Origin of the sequence: Nostoc sp. C052 (assembly GCF_013393905.1) — a bacterium.
Taxonomy (GTDB): Bacteria; Cyanobacteriota; Cyanobacteriia; order Cyanobacteriales; family Nostocaceae; genus Nostoc.
The window spans coordinates 5,366,207-5,381,636 of the sequence record NZ_CP040272.1 but is presented as its reverse complement, the minus strand read 5'-3'; the positions used below and the strand labels follow the sequence as shown (position 1 = coordinate 5,381,636).

Here is a 15,430-nt window from a genome sequence, read left to right as displayed (position 1 = left end):
AGTGCGATCGCACTCGGATGCTTCATTCTGACGTGTGCTTTATTTACTTGATATCAACCGTACCATTGCTGAGTGCATCGCAGTCAACCGCCGCACAATCTGATCGATCTCCAAATCTAATATGCTGTAATCAATTACTGCCTGACGAATCGGTGTATGTCCTTGATTGACGGCTAACTCTTCTATCCGGGCTGTACGCAGTGCTTGCAGGTGCGGTTGGATTTTTTGCAGCGTTTCTTCCAAGTCAGGTAAGGGCGGTGGGGGAATTTCCTGCTGTATGCAATCAGCTAACTGCTCTAACATTATCGAAACTTGGCGAACAAAAGTTTCTAATTCCGGGAGTGGGACTGTTCCTCGAAAATGTTCGAGATGTACTGCCAAAACTGTGACAGCGTTAGTAAAACGTCCCATGTACAGCAACAGTGTCATCACTGGTTCTACTAATTCTTTGTGCATTTTCGGTTCGCGCAGCAATCCTTGAAAGGAGGCTTGGGCATTGCCAATTGCCAGTCCAGTTTGTCGCCGTTGACTGATAATAGTAGAGTCTCGTTCCTTTGTGCCCTGGTAAACAGCCATCACATCGCTAAAGTATTTGTGACATTCTCGTAGCGCTGTGGCGAGTTGACTGGGTAAGCGATCGCGTTCCCAGTTTGGCCAGATAAAATAATGACTTGCAAAAGCCAGTCCCGCGCCAATGAATGTATTTAATACCCGAAAGCCTGCAAATTGCCAACCAATGGGATGACCAATATCGATAATCAGTAAGACAAATATTGACAAGAAAACTACTGAATACCCATAGTTGTAACGGATCAGGGAAATGCCAAAAAATACTGTCAGCAAAATGATTATGTCTAATACAACCTTACTGGTGATAGTTGCAAGTAGGACAGCAGCTAAGATAGCTCCCAAGATAGTCCCGCCAACTCGCTGAAAAAACCTCTGGAAAGTTGCACCCAAGTTCGGTTTGAGGACTAGCATGATTGTCAGTGTTACCCAATACCCCATTGGTAAATTCGTAACGCTGTATAATATTACGCCTACAGCCAGACTCACAGCGATGCGGAGAGCATGACGAAAGATTGCTGAGTCTAAGGTGAGGTTTTCTTTGAGTAAGCTTAAGAGCGATCGCTGTTCCTCTTCAACTAAAATAAGTCTATCTACATCTCTGCGACTAATTTTACTACGATCTTCCAGAGATTTAGCTGTCTGAGCCGTGTATTGCAATTGCTTGATCAGCTTTTCGATCGTTAGTACCAGGTTAGTGAGAGCAACGAGAGTTGTGTAGTCTGTCTCACTCCCCGCAATTGCTTTTCTTTGCAGACTTTCTTGTTCCTTCAGCGCCTCATAGATGCGCTGAAGATTTCCGAGATCGATGCTAGCAGACTTGCGAGATATAACTTTCGCTATGGCTTGAAGAATAACTGATATTTCTGCGAGTGCATCGTCTACTAATTGCTGGACTGCGTGATATTGCTGTTGTTTAAAGTGAGTTTCTAGTAACTCTGTTAAGGCAATCACTGAACCAAGCAAGCGATCGCCATCTTGAATTAGCACCAAAAACTGCTCATTTATCCAACACCGAGCCGGCTGTCCAATCCGTAATGTACCTAAAGTAGTGCGTGCTGTCTCTAATGCCTTTCTAATTTCGAGAATACTTTCAGGTGTTGCTACTTTATCTACAAATTTTTGAATGTAGTTAGCAATCGCATTTAAGCAATCAGCTAAAGCTACTCGTAGGGGATCGTAAGGTCTAAAGGGCCACATTACTAAAGAAAGTAGCATCGCCCATCCACCTGCAATTAGACATAATAGCGATCGCATCAGTGCAGTTTCTAAGTCTCCTGGTTGTGCGATCGCGGTAATAAATGATGTCCCTACCACCAGACCGACATTTGCACCAGCATTACCATACAGCGACGCAAAACCCGAAGCAAGTCCCCAAATAAACGTCAGCACCACAGCGAGTACTGGAACTTTAGCGACTAGAGTACCCACAAATACTGAAACAGCTATTCCCACAGTCGCCTGTGCCATCGCCTTAGCTTTGATTTGGTAAGGACCACCAACATTTGCTAAGTTAACAAAGTAAGCCATTAAACCAACCAATAATCCACTTTCCCTTTGGTTGATCAGTTGCCCGATTAGCATGGGAATCCCCAACCCTAACGCAGCTCGTAATCCATTGGATATTGCTGGTTTTTCTGGCTCTGACTGAATCAGAAACTTGAGGAAATTACTTCGATTTAACTGCATTATTTTTGTTATAAAAACAAAACTTCTATCTGGCTTTTCTTAATATTTTGAATATATTCAGATTTATTCTAATTCATCGTGTGCAGTAAAAGCTTTGACAAAAACTGAATATTAGGATGCACATTTTGTCACTTTATAATTCATCCTTAATTATTTGTTAATAGATGTAAGTTTTACCGAAGGTGACAGTACAATTGCTGCTATTTGTGTATAAAAAGTATTATTTGTATTAATGCAAATATAGCAGTCTTAAATCATTCGTGAAAACTTAAAACCTCGTTTCCAGCCCGAGACTGGGAACGAGACAATCCATCTTGTGGGATGGGTGTCCCCACCTGTCCCAATACTGCTCGGTTAAAAATTTTTAACTCGGAATTGGGTTTGGGGTAAAGGTTAAAGGGTAAAGGTTTTTTCTTTCCCCTTTCCCCTTTTCCCCAAAACCCGACAAGTATTGCCACCCGTCCCAGATTTAGGGCGCTCATGTTGCCCACCCCACAAGAAAATTTGGAATGTTTTTTATTTGGAAGTTCCTAAGAAGCAGCACCTAATGCCTGCAAAGTTGCTAATTGAGCTTCTGTTAACCCTTGAATTTCTTCAATTTTCATACCTTCGTAGGGACGAGGCGCTCTCCAAGTCTGATGACATTTACCAGTCTGCAAATCCCAGACTTTGAGACGCTAAAAAGGGTATTACCTTGTGCCAAGAATGCTTGTGTGTCACCACAAAAGATATCTTGAATAGCGGTTGCGGCAATTTTTAGGGCGAGTGGATTACCACCAAAATAATTGACCAGGGTTTGATGTTGAGGTGTCGTATCTAACCCTTTGGCGGTCAGTATTTGCTGACCCTCTATTGCTGAAAGTCCTGACAAACAGAGCGATCGCACTGGTAAATTTTCACCTGATCGCACCGCTATTTTAGCCGGTTTTTCTCGTCCGGTGACTATCAGACAACTTTGATGGAGTTCATCGCAGATTCGCTCAAATAGCTGTTGATATGCTTCAAATCCTTGTTGGTATTGTCCTCCCCGGTTGCCACTTTGTAAAATTGACTCGACGTTATCAAGAACTAATAAACAACGCTTTTGTTGCAATTGTTTCATCAAAAGATTAATTGAACTATCAATTGTTGCCTCTGAACCCATTAAAATCGGCAAAATCTCGCCCAGTAAAGTATTGAACGGTAGTGCTTGCTGTAAACTACGCCAAATCACATATTGAAACTGAGACTGGATTTGCTCTGCAAGTTTCACCGAGAGAGTAGTTTTGCCAATCCCACCGAGTCCAAAAATCCCGACAAAACGACAATTCTCATTGCCAATCCATGTTGCTAAAGTTTGCAGTTCTGCTTGTCGTCCGTAAAATCGGGAAACATCGATGGCTTCTCCCCAATCTTGGATACTGCTTTGGGATTGCTGATAGCGATGCAGAATAGCTTGGATATTTTTTTTAGAGACTTCTTCGCCGATAACTTGGGAAAGCGATCGCCACAATTGCGAACCGACCTGTTTCACATAGTCGTAATCATAACCTATCTTATCCGCAATTTCCCCATAAGTGCGTCCGAGCCAACTTTCGAGAAAGACTACAGAGTGAACATCATTTAGTCCTTGATCCAACATAGTAGAGCGTAAAACAGCATCGACTATTTTGAGTGCCTCTTCTCCTGTCATGGCTACAACAAGACCCAGGTATCGTTTAAGTATTTAAACTTGTCTGTTCTTCCTGAAAAATTTATGGCGAAATTTACAACTCTTTACATAAGCTAGTTTACGTAAATTTACATTAGCTACTTACTTTTACTTACCTTTTCTCACCGACAGAGCGATCGCACTTGGGGTATTAAATAATAAAACAACAAAATTACAGTTGTAAAATGAAAAAAATTACCTGGTTTGCGCTAGTACTAGTAGTCTTAGCAACATGGCTACCAAGTTCTGATGCTATATGGAAATATCTTTTCTTCTTACGCCTGCCTATCTTAATGGGTTTGTTCCTTCTATTGCTCCCTAAACTTGCGAAAGATTGGCTGCCAGCCATGTTAAAAAGTCTATTTATACTTCGTGACAAGTGGCAATTGGCAACTATAATTGTGAGCGCAATTGGAGCAGGAACTTCAGTAATTTTAGTTACATCCATCATTTTAGATAATTCACCAGCTCGCTTTTCTGTACCAGCAACAATAAAAATTCCTGAATTTTGGCAATATGGCATAGCTATTGCCTTAAGCTTATATATTTGCATCGTTGCAATTGATTTATCTCAAGAGAAGCTAAACAAAAATGAAATCTGGTGGGGAGCATCTGTTGGTACGGTATTGAGCATTGGACTTTTGTTTATTCTTGGTTTACTCAAACAATGGTTAAGCTCAAATACTTTTTTAAACAAAATAGTCGTTGATATCTTTTCTTTCATCAGCAAAAATCATCTAGCTGGCTATATCAATCCTCAAACTGGTGAATTGGCTGCGGGGCATTTGACAGCAATTGCTTATTTGATAATTGGATTAACTATTTACCTGACAGTTGGTTTAGTTTTTAATCCCAAACCAGAACCCAATCGGCCCGAAGCACCTGCTCTGTTATATGTGCTAATGCTAGTTTCCACAACAGTAATTATTTATGGAGGGGCAACATTCTATCTTGATTATTTCCGTGTTCCTATATTAGTTCTATTTATTGCTTTCTCTGGTTTAAGTTATTTGGCATTTGATGTTAATCACTTTTTTCAACTCAATACACTTAATGAAAGTAAAGATAAAAAGAGAGTTGATAGTGATTCTGGTGATTTTAAACAAGTGCTAGATAAACGTCTCAAACATCAACAGGGAGAAAGAACTTTAGTAATTGTTTGTGCCAGTGGTGGTGGAATTCAAGCAGCAGGATGGACAGTAGAGGTATTGACTGGTTTTCAAGAACTATTAGGAAAGTCATTTACTAAAGCAATTGGTTTGATCAGTTCTGTTTCCGGTGGTTCCGTAGGAACAATGTATTATTTAGATCGCTTTAATAAAGATGGTTTTTTAGAAGAGAACCAACAAAAAAGCTTTGAGGGAACTACCAGAGATAGTTTTAGTGCTGCTACTAGAGATAGCTTAGATGCTGTTGGTTGGGGTATGGCTTATTTGGATGTATGGCGATTTATAGGGCTTCCTTTCCTCATTCGCCCAAAGTTTGATCGCGGTACAGCAGTTGAGATAGACTGGCAGGCAGAAATGAAGGAACCGAAAAAGAGCAAAACCTTAGCAACCTGGCGAAAACAGATTTTTGATGGTGAAATTCCTATTCCTGTATTCAATGCCACTTTAGTCGAAAACGGCTGGCGGTTTTTGATGACTCCAATGACATTTTGTAAACTTCCTAATAAGAAATATTTAGACTTTAATAGCCTTTATGCAGCTTATGATATGAATGTTGTCACGGCTGCAAGACTATCAGCAACTTTTCCCTATGTTTCTCCTATCTGCCGCAACAGTATCAATATCCCAGATAGGAACTATCACGTTGCTGATGGGGGTTATTTCGATAACTCTGGCTTTGTAACAGCAGCAGAATGGCTGGATGAACAGCTAAATGAATGGCTACCTGAAAATAGTTTAAATATCAAACGAGTCCTGATATTGCAAATAAATGCTTTTCCCGAATCTCCTTCAACCGAAAAAGTGCAGGGAGATGGAGGCTGGTTTATGGCGACTATAGGCCCATTACTAGCAACCTTTAAGGTACGCGATTCAGTTTTGGCATCTCGAAATGCAAAGGAAGCTGAACTTTTAGCCCAAAAATGGCAGGACAAGGTAGATATCCAATACTTTCCCATCTTCTTCCCCTCTGCATCTGATGCGCCTGAATTTTACAAAACTGGTCAGTATCGACCACCTTTATCCTGGAGGTTGACTGATAAAGAGAAAAAAGCTATTAAAGAGGGCTGGACTGCAATAACAACAGGAAAGACGATAAAAAAAATCAAACACCTCTGGCACGAAACCTGGAATATGTAAAACTTTACAGACAGCAGTCTAATCTGATTTGTGAAAACTACTACTTGGCGACTACTGGTAGCGATGTAAGATCATAACTTTCTTAAGTATGTTGCCAGCGTTGAGCCAATCCAGCCAGAGGATTTACCCCCTGCTTTAGATTTAGAGCATTTCCCTGACTCAGTGTGATGTGAATGGCAATCTGTGAGTAAATCTGAGCGAGTTCAGCGAGTCCGCACAGGGATTGACATAGTTGAAACTGAGATTAATCGTATGCTTTAGCTACTTACTACAAGCTAATTCAATTGAAATTCAACCACTCGATATGTAGAGAATACAGGTAGATCAAAAATAGAGACTTTTGCAAACTATTTAAAGATTGGAGGAATAATGAGCGAAAAAGTTACTTCTAGAGAATATAAGGTTCTGCTCAAAAAGGAATTGTTTATTGGTAGTGAGCAAGAACTTTTAGAATCCGCCAAAAACTTTTGGCATGCCTTTTCACAAGCTATTAATAATCTTGTAATTGAGGTCAATGGCGATTTAAAGCAGATTGCAGACCAGCGAATTATCAGATTCTATGATACTGATGATTATATTATCTACAAAAACAATTACATTCTTCGTGAGAGGCTTGATGTTAATAATAATGAGAGGGAAGTTACTCTAAAATTTCGCAATCGAGATCGGTATATTGCTCAAGATCGCAATATGAATAGAGGAGAAGCAAAATTTGAGGAAGATATTAAGACTCCTTTTGAAATATTGTATAGCTTCTCAGATACGCAAATAATCTCTCAAGATAATAAACTGAAACAAATACAAGATGCTACACAATTATATCCAGATTTGCCAGATAAAGTAAGTCTTTTAAGAGCAGACGAAAATATCAGAACAATAGGATTAATTATCCGTGAAATAGTAATTAAAGGAGCGAAATTCCAGATTAAAAATCAACCCAGACTAGACTCAAAGTGTGCTTTGATTATTTGGTATGATAGCAATGATGATCCAAAGAAACCAGTAGCAGTCGAGTTCAGCTTTAAGTATGGGGATGAAAACGAAGTTTATAGCAGAAAATTGGCTCAAAGGGCTTATGATGTATTCCATATATTGCAAGAAATACTAACGTATTGGGTAGATTTAGATTCTGACACAAAGACAGCTTACATCTATAAGGTAGACAAGGCAAAGGTATCCGGTCATTAATATTGAGGAGTGCAGTAATGGTGGAAAAAGTTGTCAATATACTTGTAGGCATTATTGCATTCATACATATACTTTTTCTCATAGTGCAGATATTTTTCTGGAATACAGAGTTTGTTCAAAAAAGAATAGTCGGAAATTTCACACCAGAAGAAATTTCTGCAATTCTTGCTCAAAATCAAGGTTTATATAATGGTTTTCTTGCTGCTGGCTTAATCTGGGGATTATTTATCTCACAAAAGGTTCCACAAATTGAGCCTTCATCGATTGTGATTTTCTTTTTAATTTGTGTAGCGATCGCAGGTATTTTTGGTAGCATTACCTTGAAACGCCCAACAGCATTTTTAATCCAATCAATACCCGCAATATTGGCTTTATTCTTGCTGTGGTATCCTAATCTTTAACGGTTAGGTTTCCAGAAATATTTTCAAATTTTCAATTAAATCGTGAATTGTCCAGCGTACTGCCTCAATGACTTGGTTCATAATTGTCCCCGTTTGGCTTGCTGTCTTCTTTGTTTAATTTTATCTTTCCTTTGGACAAGGCAGTTATGGTATTTAAATTAGAACCATAATGAAAAACAAAAGTTCAAGCGAAACTCTGTATGCTGACATTTACCCAACTTAAACCACCTAATAGCGATACTGCGGTTACTTTTACTCTGGCGCTGACAGCAGAAGAACGCACCCGCAGTCGTCATCGCTTTGAAACGGCAGATGGTAAGGTTGTGTTTTTACATTTACCCAGAGGAACTGTCTTACACGATGGTGATATTCTGCAAGAAGAAACCCATAGCAATTTAATCAGAATTACTGCTAAACCAGAACTAGTTTTGACTGCCTTTGCCCAAACACCACTTTTATTATTACGGGCAGCATACCATCTGGGAAATCGCCATGTACCTGTAGAAATTACTCCGACTTATTTACGCTTGTCTTCAGATTCAGTTTTACGCTCGATGTTGGAACAACTTGGGTTAAAAGTTAAAGAAGAAATTTTACCATTTCAGCCAGAATTAGGAGCTTATGGACAACACCATCATGCTCACTGATAGTCATCTTTTGAGTATTTTACAGTTGGCTAGCCCCACTTTACCTGTGGGAGCATATAGTTATTCTGAAGGCTTGGAAATGCTTGTGGAGAATGGTACGATCGCTAACCACACACATCTCAAAGATTGGTTAAAAGCAGAGTTGCTCTATGGGGCAATTCGGTTAGAGGCGGCGGTGATGGTACGATCGCAGCAAGCCACCAAAATTCCTGATGTTGAGTCCCTATGCCGTTGGAATCTGTGGTTATCCGCCGCTAGAGAAACAGAAGAATTACGCGCCTCTAGTTGGCAGATGGGGCGATCGCTGATCCAATTACTTGGTAAACTAGAACCGCAGATTGTACCTATTGCCAATACTGTCGGTAATCCTTGCAATTATGCGATCGCTTTTGGTATTGCCGTTGCCCATTGGGAAATTAATATCCAAGCTGCATTACTCGCATATCTGCATAGTTGGGCAAGTAATTTGATTACTGCTGGTGTGAAACTTATTCCCCTTGGACAAACAGCAGGACAACGGTTATTGCTAGATTTGCAACCATTACTCAGTGCTGCGGCATTGGAAATTCTAAGGTTAAAGGACGATCAACTCGCCTGTTGTAGTTGGGGTTTATCGCTAGCGAGTATGCAACATGAAACACAGTATACAAGGTTGTTTAGGAGTTAGTCAAAATAATTCGTAATTCGTAATTCGTAATTCGTAATTATTACAAAGGACAAATGAAAATGAATGCATTTCGAGTGGGAGTTGCTGGCCCCGTGGGTTCGGGGAAGACGGCTTTAGTTGATGGTTTGTGTAAGGGATTGCGTGAGCAGTATCAGATTGCGGTGGTGACCAATGATATTTATACTCAGGAGGATGCTCAGTTTTTGGTGCGTTCTCAGGCGTTGGCAAGCGATCGCATTTTGGGTGTAGAAACTGGTGGTTGTCCTCACACTGCTATCCGCGAAGATGCTTCGATGAATTTGGCGGCAATTGAACAGTTAGAGGAACGTTTTCTCAATTTAGATTTGGTGTTTTTGGAAAGTGGCGGTGATAATTTGGCTGCTACTTTTAGTCCTGAATTAGTGGATTTGACGATTTACGTCATTGATGTTGCAGCAGGTGATAAAATTCCCCGTAAAGGTGGCCCCGGCATTACTAAATCTGACTTATTGGTGATTAATAAAACTGACCTTGCGCCTTATGTTGGTGCAGATTTAAATGTGATGGAACGGGATGCTAAAAAAATGCGCGGTGATAAACCTTTTATTTTTACTAATTTGAAAACTCAGTCTGGACTTGTAGATGTAATTCACTTTGTTTGCACAAATATCTGTTGAAAAAATGATAATTTAGAGCTAGTACAACATGGCGTAAATAAACCACTCATTTAAAATAGCCAGAGCGCTTACAAGATAAGCATTCTTTCTTTTTACTTCTGCCTTTTTGTACTAGGGCGAATTAAAAGAGGGTGAAACCAAACATCCCATAAAAATGGCAAAGAGATTATTAAAACAGCCTCTTAGCTGAAAAGGATTTAACTAATCTTCATGTCCGGTTTTTTCTTGGCAACTTGAGCTTAAATTAAAGCCTTGACATTCTGTAGCTTTCAGGAATTGCCTAACTGCGCCACCAGGCTGACAACTCACTAAAGTTGAACCCACCACAGCCAGTATAACAACAGTAGCTAGTCCCAGCACAGCCTTTTGTTTTTTCGGTTTGATTGTACTGACTAAAGTATCTATCTTAGTGGCAGTATCAACAACTTCAATTGTCTGAAGTGTTTTTAAAGCAACAGAGGCATTGGCATAGCGACGTTTTCGGTTGCGTTCTACCATTCTCATTAACCACGACCGGAAATGTGGACTGATTTGAGGAACTAATTTTTGGAAATTAAAGCGATAGTTATCATCAATTAATTTCCCAATGTCAACAGAACGGGTATTGGTAAGTAAGCAAATCAGGGTTACTCCTAAACTATATAAATCTGATGCCTCAGTCAGGGAATGACCAAACTGTTCCTCCGGTGGCATAAAACCTGGGGTTCCAGCTACAAAGCTGCTCAAGGCTATTTTTGCACCCTGCATTCTCGCTAAACCAAAATCAACTAGGTAAGCATTTAGTTGTTCATCAACCAAAATATTCTCTGGCTTAATATCCCGATGAATAATTGGAGGAACTTGCTTTTGTAAATAAACTAAAATTTCTAAGATTGACAGAGCAATTTGCTTAATTTCTTCAGGATGAAAGCTGCGTTTTAAACCCAGAGATGGGGCATTTTTATATTCCTGTACCAGATAAAAAACCCCTGGTATTTCAAAGGAATCTAGATAGCGAGGGATGCGGGAATGATTCAGTTGTTGCAAGATTTCAATTTCGCGCTGATATGCTTTCACTCCTGACAAATCAGCACTCGCACGAGTAAAACAAAACTCTTTAATCACCACCTGTTGGTTAGATTTGAGGACATTAGCTAGGTAAGTAATGCGTCCCCCTTCACTATTGCGTCCTAGTTCGGTGATGACTTGATAGCCTTGTTTAGAAAAATCTGGATGGTGATTTAAGGGAATTACCCTTTTATGTCCATTTTGCACACCAAGCTCCATTATACGAAACACATGAGTTTGATTTTGTCAAGGTGTAATTAAAAAACTTAGATCAGTTCACCCAGATTGTTAGCCCCATTTTTCTCCTGTTTGGGCTAAGGCACATTGGCAGAAAGGCGAAATTATCACCTTTGCGCCAGCCAATCAACAATCTGAGCATTGACAACATCTGGAACCTCATCATGGGGACAATGACCGGCATTGGGAATGGGAACAATTTTAATTTCTTTGCCATTCTCACGTGCCTTTTCGTAAATCTTTGCCCCGGTAATTGGTGTCCAGGGATCGTCAGCACCCCAAATTACTAGTGAGGGACGTTCTATTTTGGGCAAAAGTTCCTCTGGACTTGGGCCAGGCGGGGCTGTGAGAATGGAGGTGGAGACTTGTTGCGCTCCTGGGTCACAAGATGGAGTATAAAGTAAATCAACTAATTCATCAGTGACGGCTTGGCGATCGCGGTAAACTTGGTAGAGGATACGACGAATTTGGGCTTTTTGGCGGATACGGTTATGGACAAATTTACCTGTAATTGGCGATCGCACAAACCGATTAAAAGCTGCCATCACCATCCGTAGCGGCGGGTTCAATTCGTGGGAACGATGACTTAAGCCACCCGCAGAGTTAATTAAAACCACCAGCAGTAATTTCTGGATGTTCTACCAGTACAATTAAGCTCAAATGAATATACGTATGCAAACTATTCATAAACGTAAAATCAAAGGCGGAGGCTAAACGTTGGCACAATTCCAAGCAGAACCTCTGGTTTTATCAGGCGCTCAAAAAAATTGGGTCTTGCTCGGTGTCGGACTTGGGGTGTTCATGTCTACCCTAGATGTGGGCATCATCAATGTTGCTTTACCCACGTTGGTACAAGCCTTTGGTACGAGTTTCCCTACGACCCAATGGGCTGTATTGAGTTACCAGTTGGTCAGTTCCGGTTTAGTTTTGGGAGCAACGCGTTTGGGGGATATGTGGGGCAAGAAATCCCTATACCAAGGGGGACTTGTTCTGTTCACTTTCAGTTCGCTGTTGTGTGGTTTTGCACCTAGTATTGAGTGGCTGATTGGCTTTCGGGCACTTCAAGGACTAGGTGCTGTGTTTATATCTGGGCTTGGTTTGGCAATCATCACAGAAGTTTTTCCCTCTTCCGAACGAGGTCGGGCTGTTGGCGTCATCGGTAGTGTAGTGTCACTGGGAATTGCTTTTGGCCCTTCTGCTGGTGGACTGCTCCTGAGCTTGTCAGGCTGGCATAGTATATTCTTTATCAATATACCGCTGGGAATTATTGCTAGTTTCTTAATAGCTCGCGTGGTGCCACCTTCTGGACGCGTTGAAGGCAAACAGAAATTTGACTTTTTTGGAGCCATATTGGCTTTATTGACCCTCGGTAGTTTTGGGTTGGGTATGACGCAAGGGCAAAGCCAGGGTTTTAGCAGTACTAATGCCTTGGTATTATTAGCGATCGCAACTCTAAGTTTCATAACTTTTTTAGTAGTTGAAGCGATCGTAGAGCAGCCACTACTAGAACTGCACTTATTTCGCAATCTTCAGTTGAGTATGGGTTTGCTGAGTGGCTGGCTAGCCTTTACTGTCATTGGTGGTTCACTACTCATCGTCCCTTTCTTTCTAGAGGGAGTCAAGCAATATCCGACGGTAAAAGTGGGGCTACTACTAGCCGTATCACCTGTCCTTAGTGGATTAATTGCCCCCTTAGCTGGAACACTTTCAGACCGCTTTGGTGCTAGATTGATCAGTTCAATTGGGCTGGGGCTGATGATTGGCGGCTGTCTGGGGATCAGCACCTTTGATGCTCAAATTACTGAGCTAGGCTATGTATCGCGCTATTTTATTTACGGCATTGGACTGGGTTTCTTCCAATCGCCTAACAACAGCACTGTTATGGGATCAGTACCAAGGGAACGACTAGGGATTGCTTCTGGGTTGCTGTCTTTGTCACGTACCTCAGGGAATACCGTAGGAGTTTCTCTGATCGGGGCAGTATTTGGAGCCTTGATCGCTAGCATGTCTGCGGGTGCAGATGTCTCTGTTGCCCCTCCTGATGCGATCGTTGCGGGATTCCAAGGGACTTTTCGCTTCGCAGCCATAATACTGAGTGTGGCAGCAGTTGCATCTGTTTTGAGGATCGGGCAGGGGGGCAGAGGAGCAGGGAAAGAATAATTAATGCCCAATGCTCAATGCTCGATTATCAATTATTAAGGAGTTAAATAAATGACAGGTAAATTAGAAGGAAAAGTAGCAATTATCACTGGTGCATCAGCAGGAATTGGAGAAGCAACGGCGATCGCATTGGCTTCAGTTGGAGCAACAGTAGTACTCGCTGCTAGACGTGGCGATCGCATTCAGGCGTTAGCAGAACGGATCGAAGCTAGTGGTGGCAAGGCGTTACCCATTGTCACAGATGTGACTGATGAAACCCAGGTAAATAACTTGGTGGCCAAGGCAAATGCCGAATTGGGAAGGGTTGATATCCTTGTTAACAATGCAGGGATTGCCTTACTCGGCACGATTGAAGCTGGAAATAGCTCAGACTGGCGGCGATCCTTTGACCTGAACGTATTAGGTTTGCTATATGCTACTCATGCGGTTTTGCCTTTGTTGAAGGCGCAAAAATCGGGGCATATAGTTAATATTTCCTCAGTGGCTGGGCGGACAGCGCGGGCGGGCATTGGTGTTTACAATGCTACCAAATGGGGTGTTAATGCCCTGTCTGAAGCATTGCGTCAGGAAGTCCACAAAGACAACATCCGCGTCACCATTATCGAACCTGGTTTGGTGGATACGGAAATTGACAACCAAATTACCGATCCCGTTGCCAAACAACGGATTGAAGAACGACGCAAGTCAATTCAACCTCTGCAAAGCGAAGATATTGCAGCTGCGATCGTTTATGCCCTTACGCAACCACCGCGCGTTAATGTCAATGAAATTCTCATCCGACCAACGGGACAAGAACACTAAGTAGCATACTCTACTGGCGTGGCAAGCAAAAAAATACTGCATTAGACGTAGGTTGGGTGGAGTGGAGCGCAACCCAACATCCTGATATATTATGTTGGCTTTGGCAAAGCCTCCAACGCCACTTGCTACAACGAGGGGAACCCGCGCAACGCAGTGGCTCCCCAAGCTACAATTTTTTTGCAACATTTTAGCCTTGCCACGCAACTACGAGTGCGATCGCTTCGCTTATTGTGAGATGGGTTTATTAAACACTCTTCCCTAAATATTAAAGAAATTGTAGTTTACTACTCTAAATGCTTAACAGGCATTGATACCAAGTTTCCCAAACAATGAGCAACTTCTTTCCGATGACAGCGATTTGGGTTCATTTCAGCACACAATAGTAAAACATTACCCGTTTGAGCAATTTGTGCAATTTCATGTAGAGCTATATCTGCTTCTTCTTGATTTACTGGAATCCAATTTTCTTTACCAGATGTGTTGCCTAAAGCGGTTTTAGAAATATACTCAATATTATTTAATTCACAGAATATTTTAATTTTGTCGCCGTACCATTTACGACTCCAAGCACGAGGAACCATTCTGACATCAACAACACATTCAACATCAAATTTTTGTAGGTATTCCAAGAAGGCATCGTAGTCTTTGCGATTGCCATATCCAAAAGTAAGTATACATCTTGTTTTAGCAATATCTTTAACTTTCATTTTTAATTCCTGGAACAATCAAGTTTCAATATTATATTTTTATTAATGGTGGGTAAAATATTCCAATAATCATAAAGCTATTTTTGTGATTTTTTAGGTTTCCCATGATAAAGTATAAATCTTTTTTGTTTAAAAACTCGTCTTCTAGTTTTTGGCGGACTTTTTCTAAAGCCTCCTTTTCTTTACTCTCCAGACTTGTTTCATTTGATCTATCTCTACAATTTCTATAAAGTTGCTGAATCTCCCAATCGCTTATTGTACAACGATGCTTATCTCCATCTTGAGAAATAAACTCGTAACCAAAATTGTAAGGGATTTTATCTAACTGCACTGAAGGCTCAAATAAGTCTAGTTGATCCAAGATTCCTTGCTGTTTTGGGTTCCATTCTCGTTCTGTCTCGTTACAGAAGTATTTTTTTATAGTTTGTGGTTTAATAATAAAATACCGAGAGACTTACCTTGCTCTTTAATCTCCCGAATAGATTTAAATTCTAGTGGCAAAACCAAAGTTTTTCGCTCTTCCCAATTTTTGCGAGTATCAATTTTTCGTATTACTTCTATCGAAGAATCATCTATACGAAAACTTTCTTCCCTATAATCTTTGTCATTTCTTTCTATTTTAGCACTTATAATTGACCATCTTGGATAACGTTTATCAAAATCTAAT

Annotated in this window: 14 protein-coding genes and 1 pseudogene; 8 read left to right on the top strand and 7 right to left on the bottom strand. The window is 40.8% G+C overall.

Features of this window, described 5'->3' with window-relative positions; all coding sequences use genetic code 11:
* Positions 1-39: 39 nt before the first annotated feature.
* From FD723_RS22170 to FD723_RS22160, 3 genes are all read right to left on the bottom strand, one after another.
* Entirely contained in the window at positions 40-2,256 is a 2,217-nt protein-coding gene (locus FD723_RS22170) for an FUSC family protein (RefSeq protein ID WP_179067288.1), read from the bottom strand.
* A 254-nt stretch (positions 2,257-2,510) separates the two neighbouring features.
* The gene (locus FD723_RS22165) at positions 2,511-2,738 is read right to left on the bottom strand and encodes a hypothetical protein (protein WP_179067287.1); all 228 of its coding nucleotides are present in this window, start codon (positions 2,736-2,738) and stop codon (positions 2,511-2,513) included.
* Positions 2,739-2,857: 119 nt separating this feature from the next.
* Complete coding sequence (locus tag FD723_RS22160; protein ID WP_179067286.1) at positions 2,858-3,928, bottom strand: NB-ARC domain-containing protein; 1,071 nt, start codon at positions 3,926-3,928, stop codon at positions 2,858-2,860.
* Between the two features lie 203 nt (positions 3,929-4,131).
* Between FD723_RS22160 and FD723_RS22155 the strand changes: the two genes are divergently transcribed.
* The 6 genes from FD723_RS22155 to ureG all read left to right on the top strand — a co-directional run bounded on the left by FD723_RS22155 (position 4,132) and on the right by ureG (position 9,811).
* The gene (locus FD723_RS22155) at positions 4,132-6,252 is read left to right on the top strand and encodes a patatin-like phospholipase family protein (protein WP_179067285.1); all 2,121 of its coding nucleotides are present in this window, start codon (positions 4,132-4,134) and stop codon (positions 6,250-6,252) included.
* 369 nt (positions 6,253-6,621) lie between these two features.
* A complete protein-coding gene (locus FD723_RS22150; protein WP_179067284.1) occupies positions 6,622-7,440 on the top strand; it encodes a hypothetical protein in 819 nt (272 codons plus the stop codon).
* A 17-nt stretch (positions 7,441-7,457) separates the two neighbouring features.
* Positions 7,458-7,841, top strand: coding sequence for a DUF1304 domain-containing protein (locus FD723_RS22145; RefSeq protein ID WP_256874895.1), 384 nt, complete (start codon positions 7,458-7,460; stop codon positions 7,839-7,841).
* A 200-nt stretch (positions 7,842-8,041) separates the two neighbouring features.
* Positions 8,042-8,488, top strand: a complete 447-nt coding sequence (gene ureE / locus FD723_RS22140) for an urease accessory protein UreE (RefSeq protein ID WP_179067283.1) — start codon at positions 8,042-8,044, stop codon at positions 8,486-8,488.
* On the top strand, positions 8,463-9,155 hold the full coding sequence (locus tag FD723_RS22135; protein ID WP_179067282.1) for an urease accessory protein UreF: 693 nt from the start codon (positions 8,463-8,465) through the stop codon (positions 9,153-9,155). The genes ureE and FD723_RS22135 overlap by 26 nt, the downstream gene beginning before the upstream one ends.
* 59 nt (positions 9,156-9,214) lie before the next feature.
* Positions 9,215-9,811, top strand: a complete 597-nt coding sequence (gene ureG / locus FD723_RS22130; RefSeq protein WP_179067281.1) for an urease accessory protein UreG — start codon at positions 9,215-9,217, stop codon at positions 9,809-9,811.
* A 201-nt stretch (positions 9,812-10,012) separates the two neighbouring features.
* On the opposite strand, the gene FD723_RS22125 is transcribed toward ureG, so the two are convergent.
* On the bottom strand, positions 10,013-11,077 hold the full coding sequence (locus FD723_RS22125; RefSeq protein ID WP_179067280.1) for a serine/threonine-protein kinase: 1,065 nt from the start codon (positions 11,075-11,077) through the stop codon (positions 10,013-10,015).
* Positions 11,078-11,202: 125 nt separating this feature from the next.
* A pseudogene (locus tag FD723_RS22120) lies at positions 11,203-11,755 on the bottom strand (alpha/beta fold hydrolase); the annotation flags it as partial.
* Between the two features lie 57 nt (positions 11,756-11,812).
* On the opposite strand from FD723_RS22120, the gene FD723_RS22115 reads away from it, so the two are divergent.
* Both FD723_RS22115 and FD723_RS22110 read left to right on the top strand, forming a co-directional pair.
* Entirely contained in the window at positions 11,813-13,255 is a 1,443-nt protein-coding gene (locus FD723_RS22115; protein WP_218651748.1) for a DHA2 family efflux MFS transporter permease subunit, read from the top strand.
* A gap of 51 nt (positions 13,256-13,306) precedes the next feature.
* Positions 13,307-14,056, top strand: a complete 750-nt coding sequence (locus tag FD723_RS22110) for an SDR family NAD(P)-dependent oxidoreductase (RefSeq protein WP_179067279.1) — start codon at positions 13,307-13,309, stop codon at positions 14,054-14,056.
* A 284-nt stretch (positions 14,057-14,340) separates the two neighbouring features.
* Here FD723_RS22110 and FD723_RS22105 read toward each other — a convergent pair whose 3' ends face one another.
* Together FD723_RS22105 and FD723_RS42210 are read right to left on the bottom strand one after the other, a co-directional pair.
* Positions 14,341-14,763 carry a DUF488 domain-containing protein gene (locus FD723_RS22105; RefSeq protein ID WP_094329706.1) on the bottom strand — a complete coding sequence of 141 codons (423 nt, stop codon included), beginning with the start codon at positions 14,761-14,763 and terminating at the stop codon, positions 14,341-14,343.
* 31 nt (positions 14,764-14,794) lie between these two features.
* The gene (locus tag FD723_RS42210) at positions 14,795-15,124 is read right to left on the bottom strand and encodes a hypothetical protein (protein ID WP_218651747.1); all 330 of its coding nucleotides are present in this window, start codon (positions 15,122-15,124) and stop codon (positions 14,795-14,797) included.
* Positions 15,125-15,430 lie beyond the last annotated feature (306 nt).

Excerpts from the sequence above, each read along its gene's own strand:
- FD723_RS22105 (WP_094329706.1), bottom strand. The coding sequence starts at position 14,763 with ATGAAAGTTAAAGATATTGCTAAAACAAGATGTATACTTACTTTTGGA.
- FD723_RS22165 (WP_179067287.1), bottom strand. The coding sequence starts at position 2,738 with ATGAGCGCCCTAAATCTGGGACGGGTGGCAATACTTGTCGGGTTTTGG.
- ureG (WP_179067281.1), top strand. The coding sequence starts at position 9,215 with ATGAATGCATTTCGAGTGGGAGTTGCTGGCCCCGTGGGTTCGGGGAAG.
- FD723_RS22125 (WP_179067280.1), bottom strand. The coding sequence starts at position 11,077 with ATGGAGCTTGGTGTGCAAAATGGACATAAAAGGGTAATTCCCTTAAAT.
- FD723_RS22170 (WP_179067288.1), bottom strand. The coding sequence starts at position 2,256 with ATGCAGTTAAATCGAAGTAATTTCCTCAAGTTTCTGATTCAGTCAGAG.
- FD723_RS22135 (WP_179067282.1), top strand. The coding sequence starts at position 8,463 with ATGGACAACACCATCATGCTCACTGATAGTCATCTTTTGAGTATTTTA.
- FD723_RS22160 (WP_179067286.1), bottom strand. The coding sequence starts at position 3,928 with ATGACAGGAGAAGAGGCACTCAAAATAGTCGATGCTGTTTTACGCTCT.
- FD723_RS22145 (WP_256874895.1), top strand. The coding sequence starts at position 7,458 with ATGGTGGAAAAAGTTGTCAATATACTTGTAGGCATTATTGCATTCATA.
- ureE (WP_179067283.1), top strand. The coding sequence starts at position 8,042 with ATGCTGACATTTACCCAACTTAAACCACCTAATAGCGATACTGCGGTT.
- FD723_RS22155 (WP_179067285.1), top strand. The coding sequence starts at position 4,132 with ATGAAAAAAATTACCTGGTTTGCGCTAGTACTAGTAGTCTTAGCAACA.
- FD723_RS22150 (WP_179067284.1), top strand. The coding sequence starts at position 6,622 with ATGAGCGAAAAAGTTACTTCTAGAGAATATAAGGTTCTGCTCAAAAAG.
- FD723_RS22110 (WP_179067279.1), top strand. The coding sequence starts at position 13,307 with ATGACAGGTAAATTAGAAGGAAAAGTAGCAATTATCACTGGTGCATCA.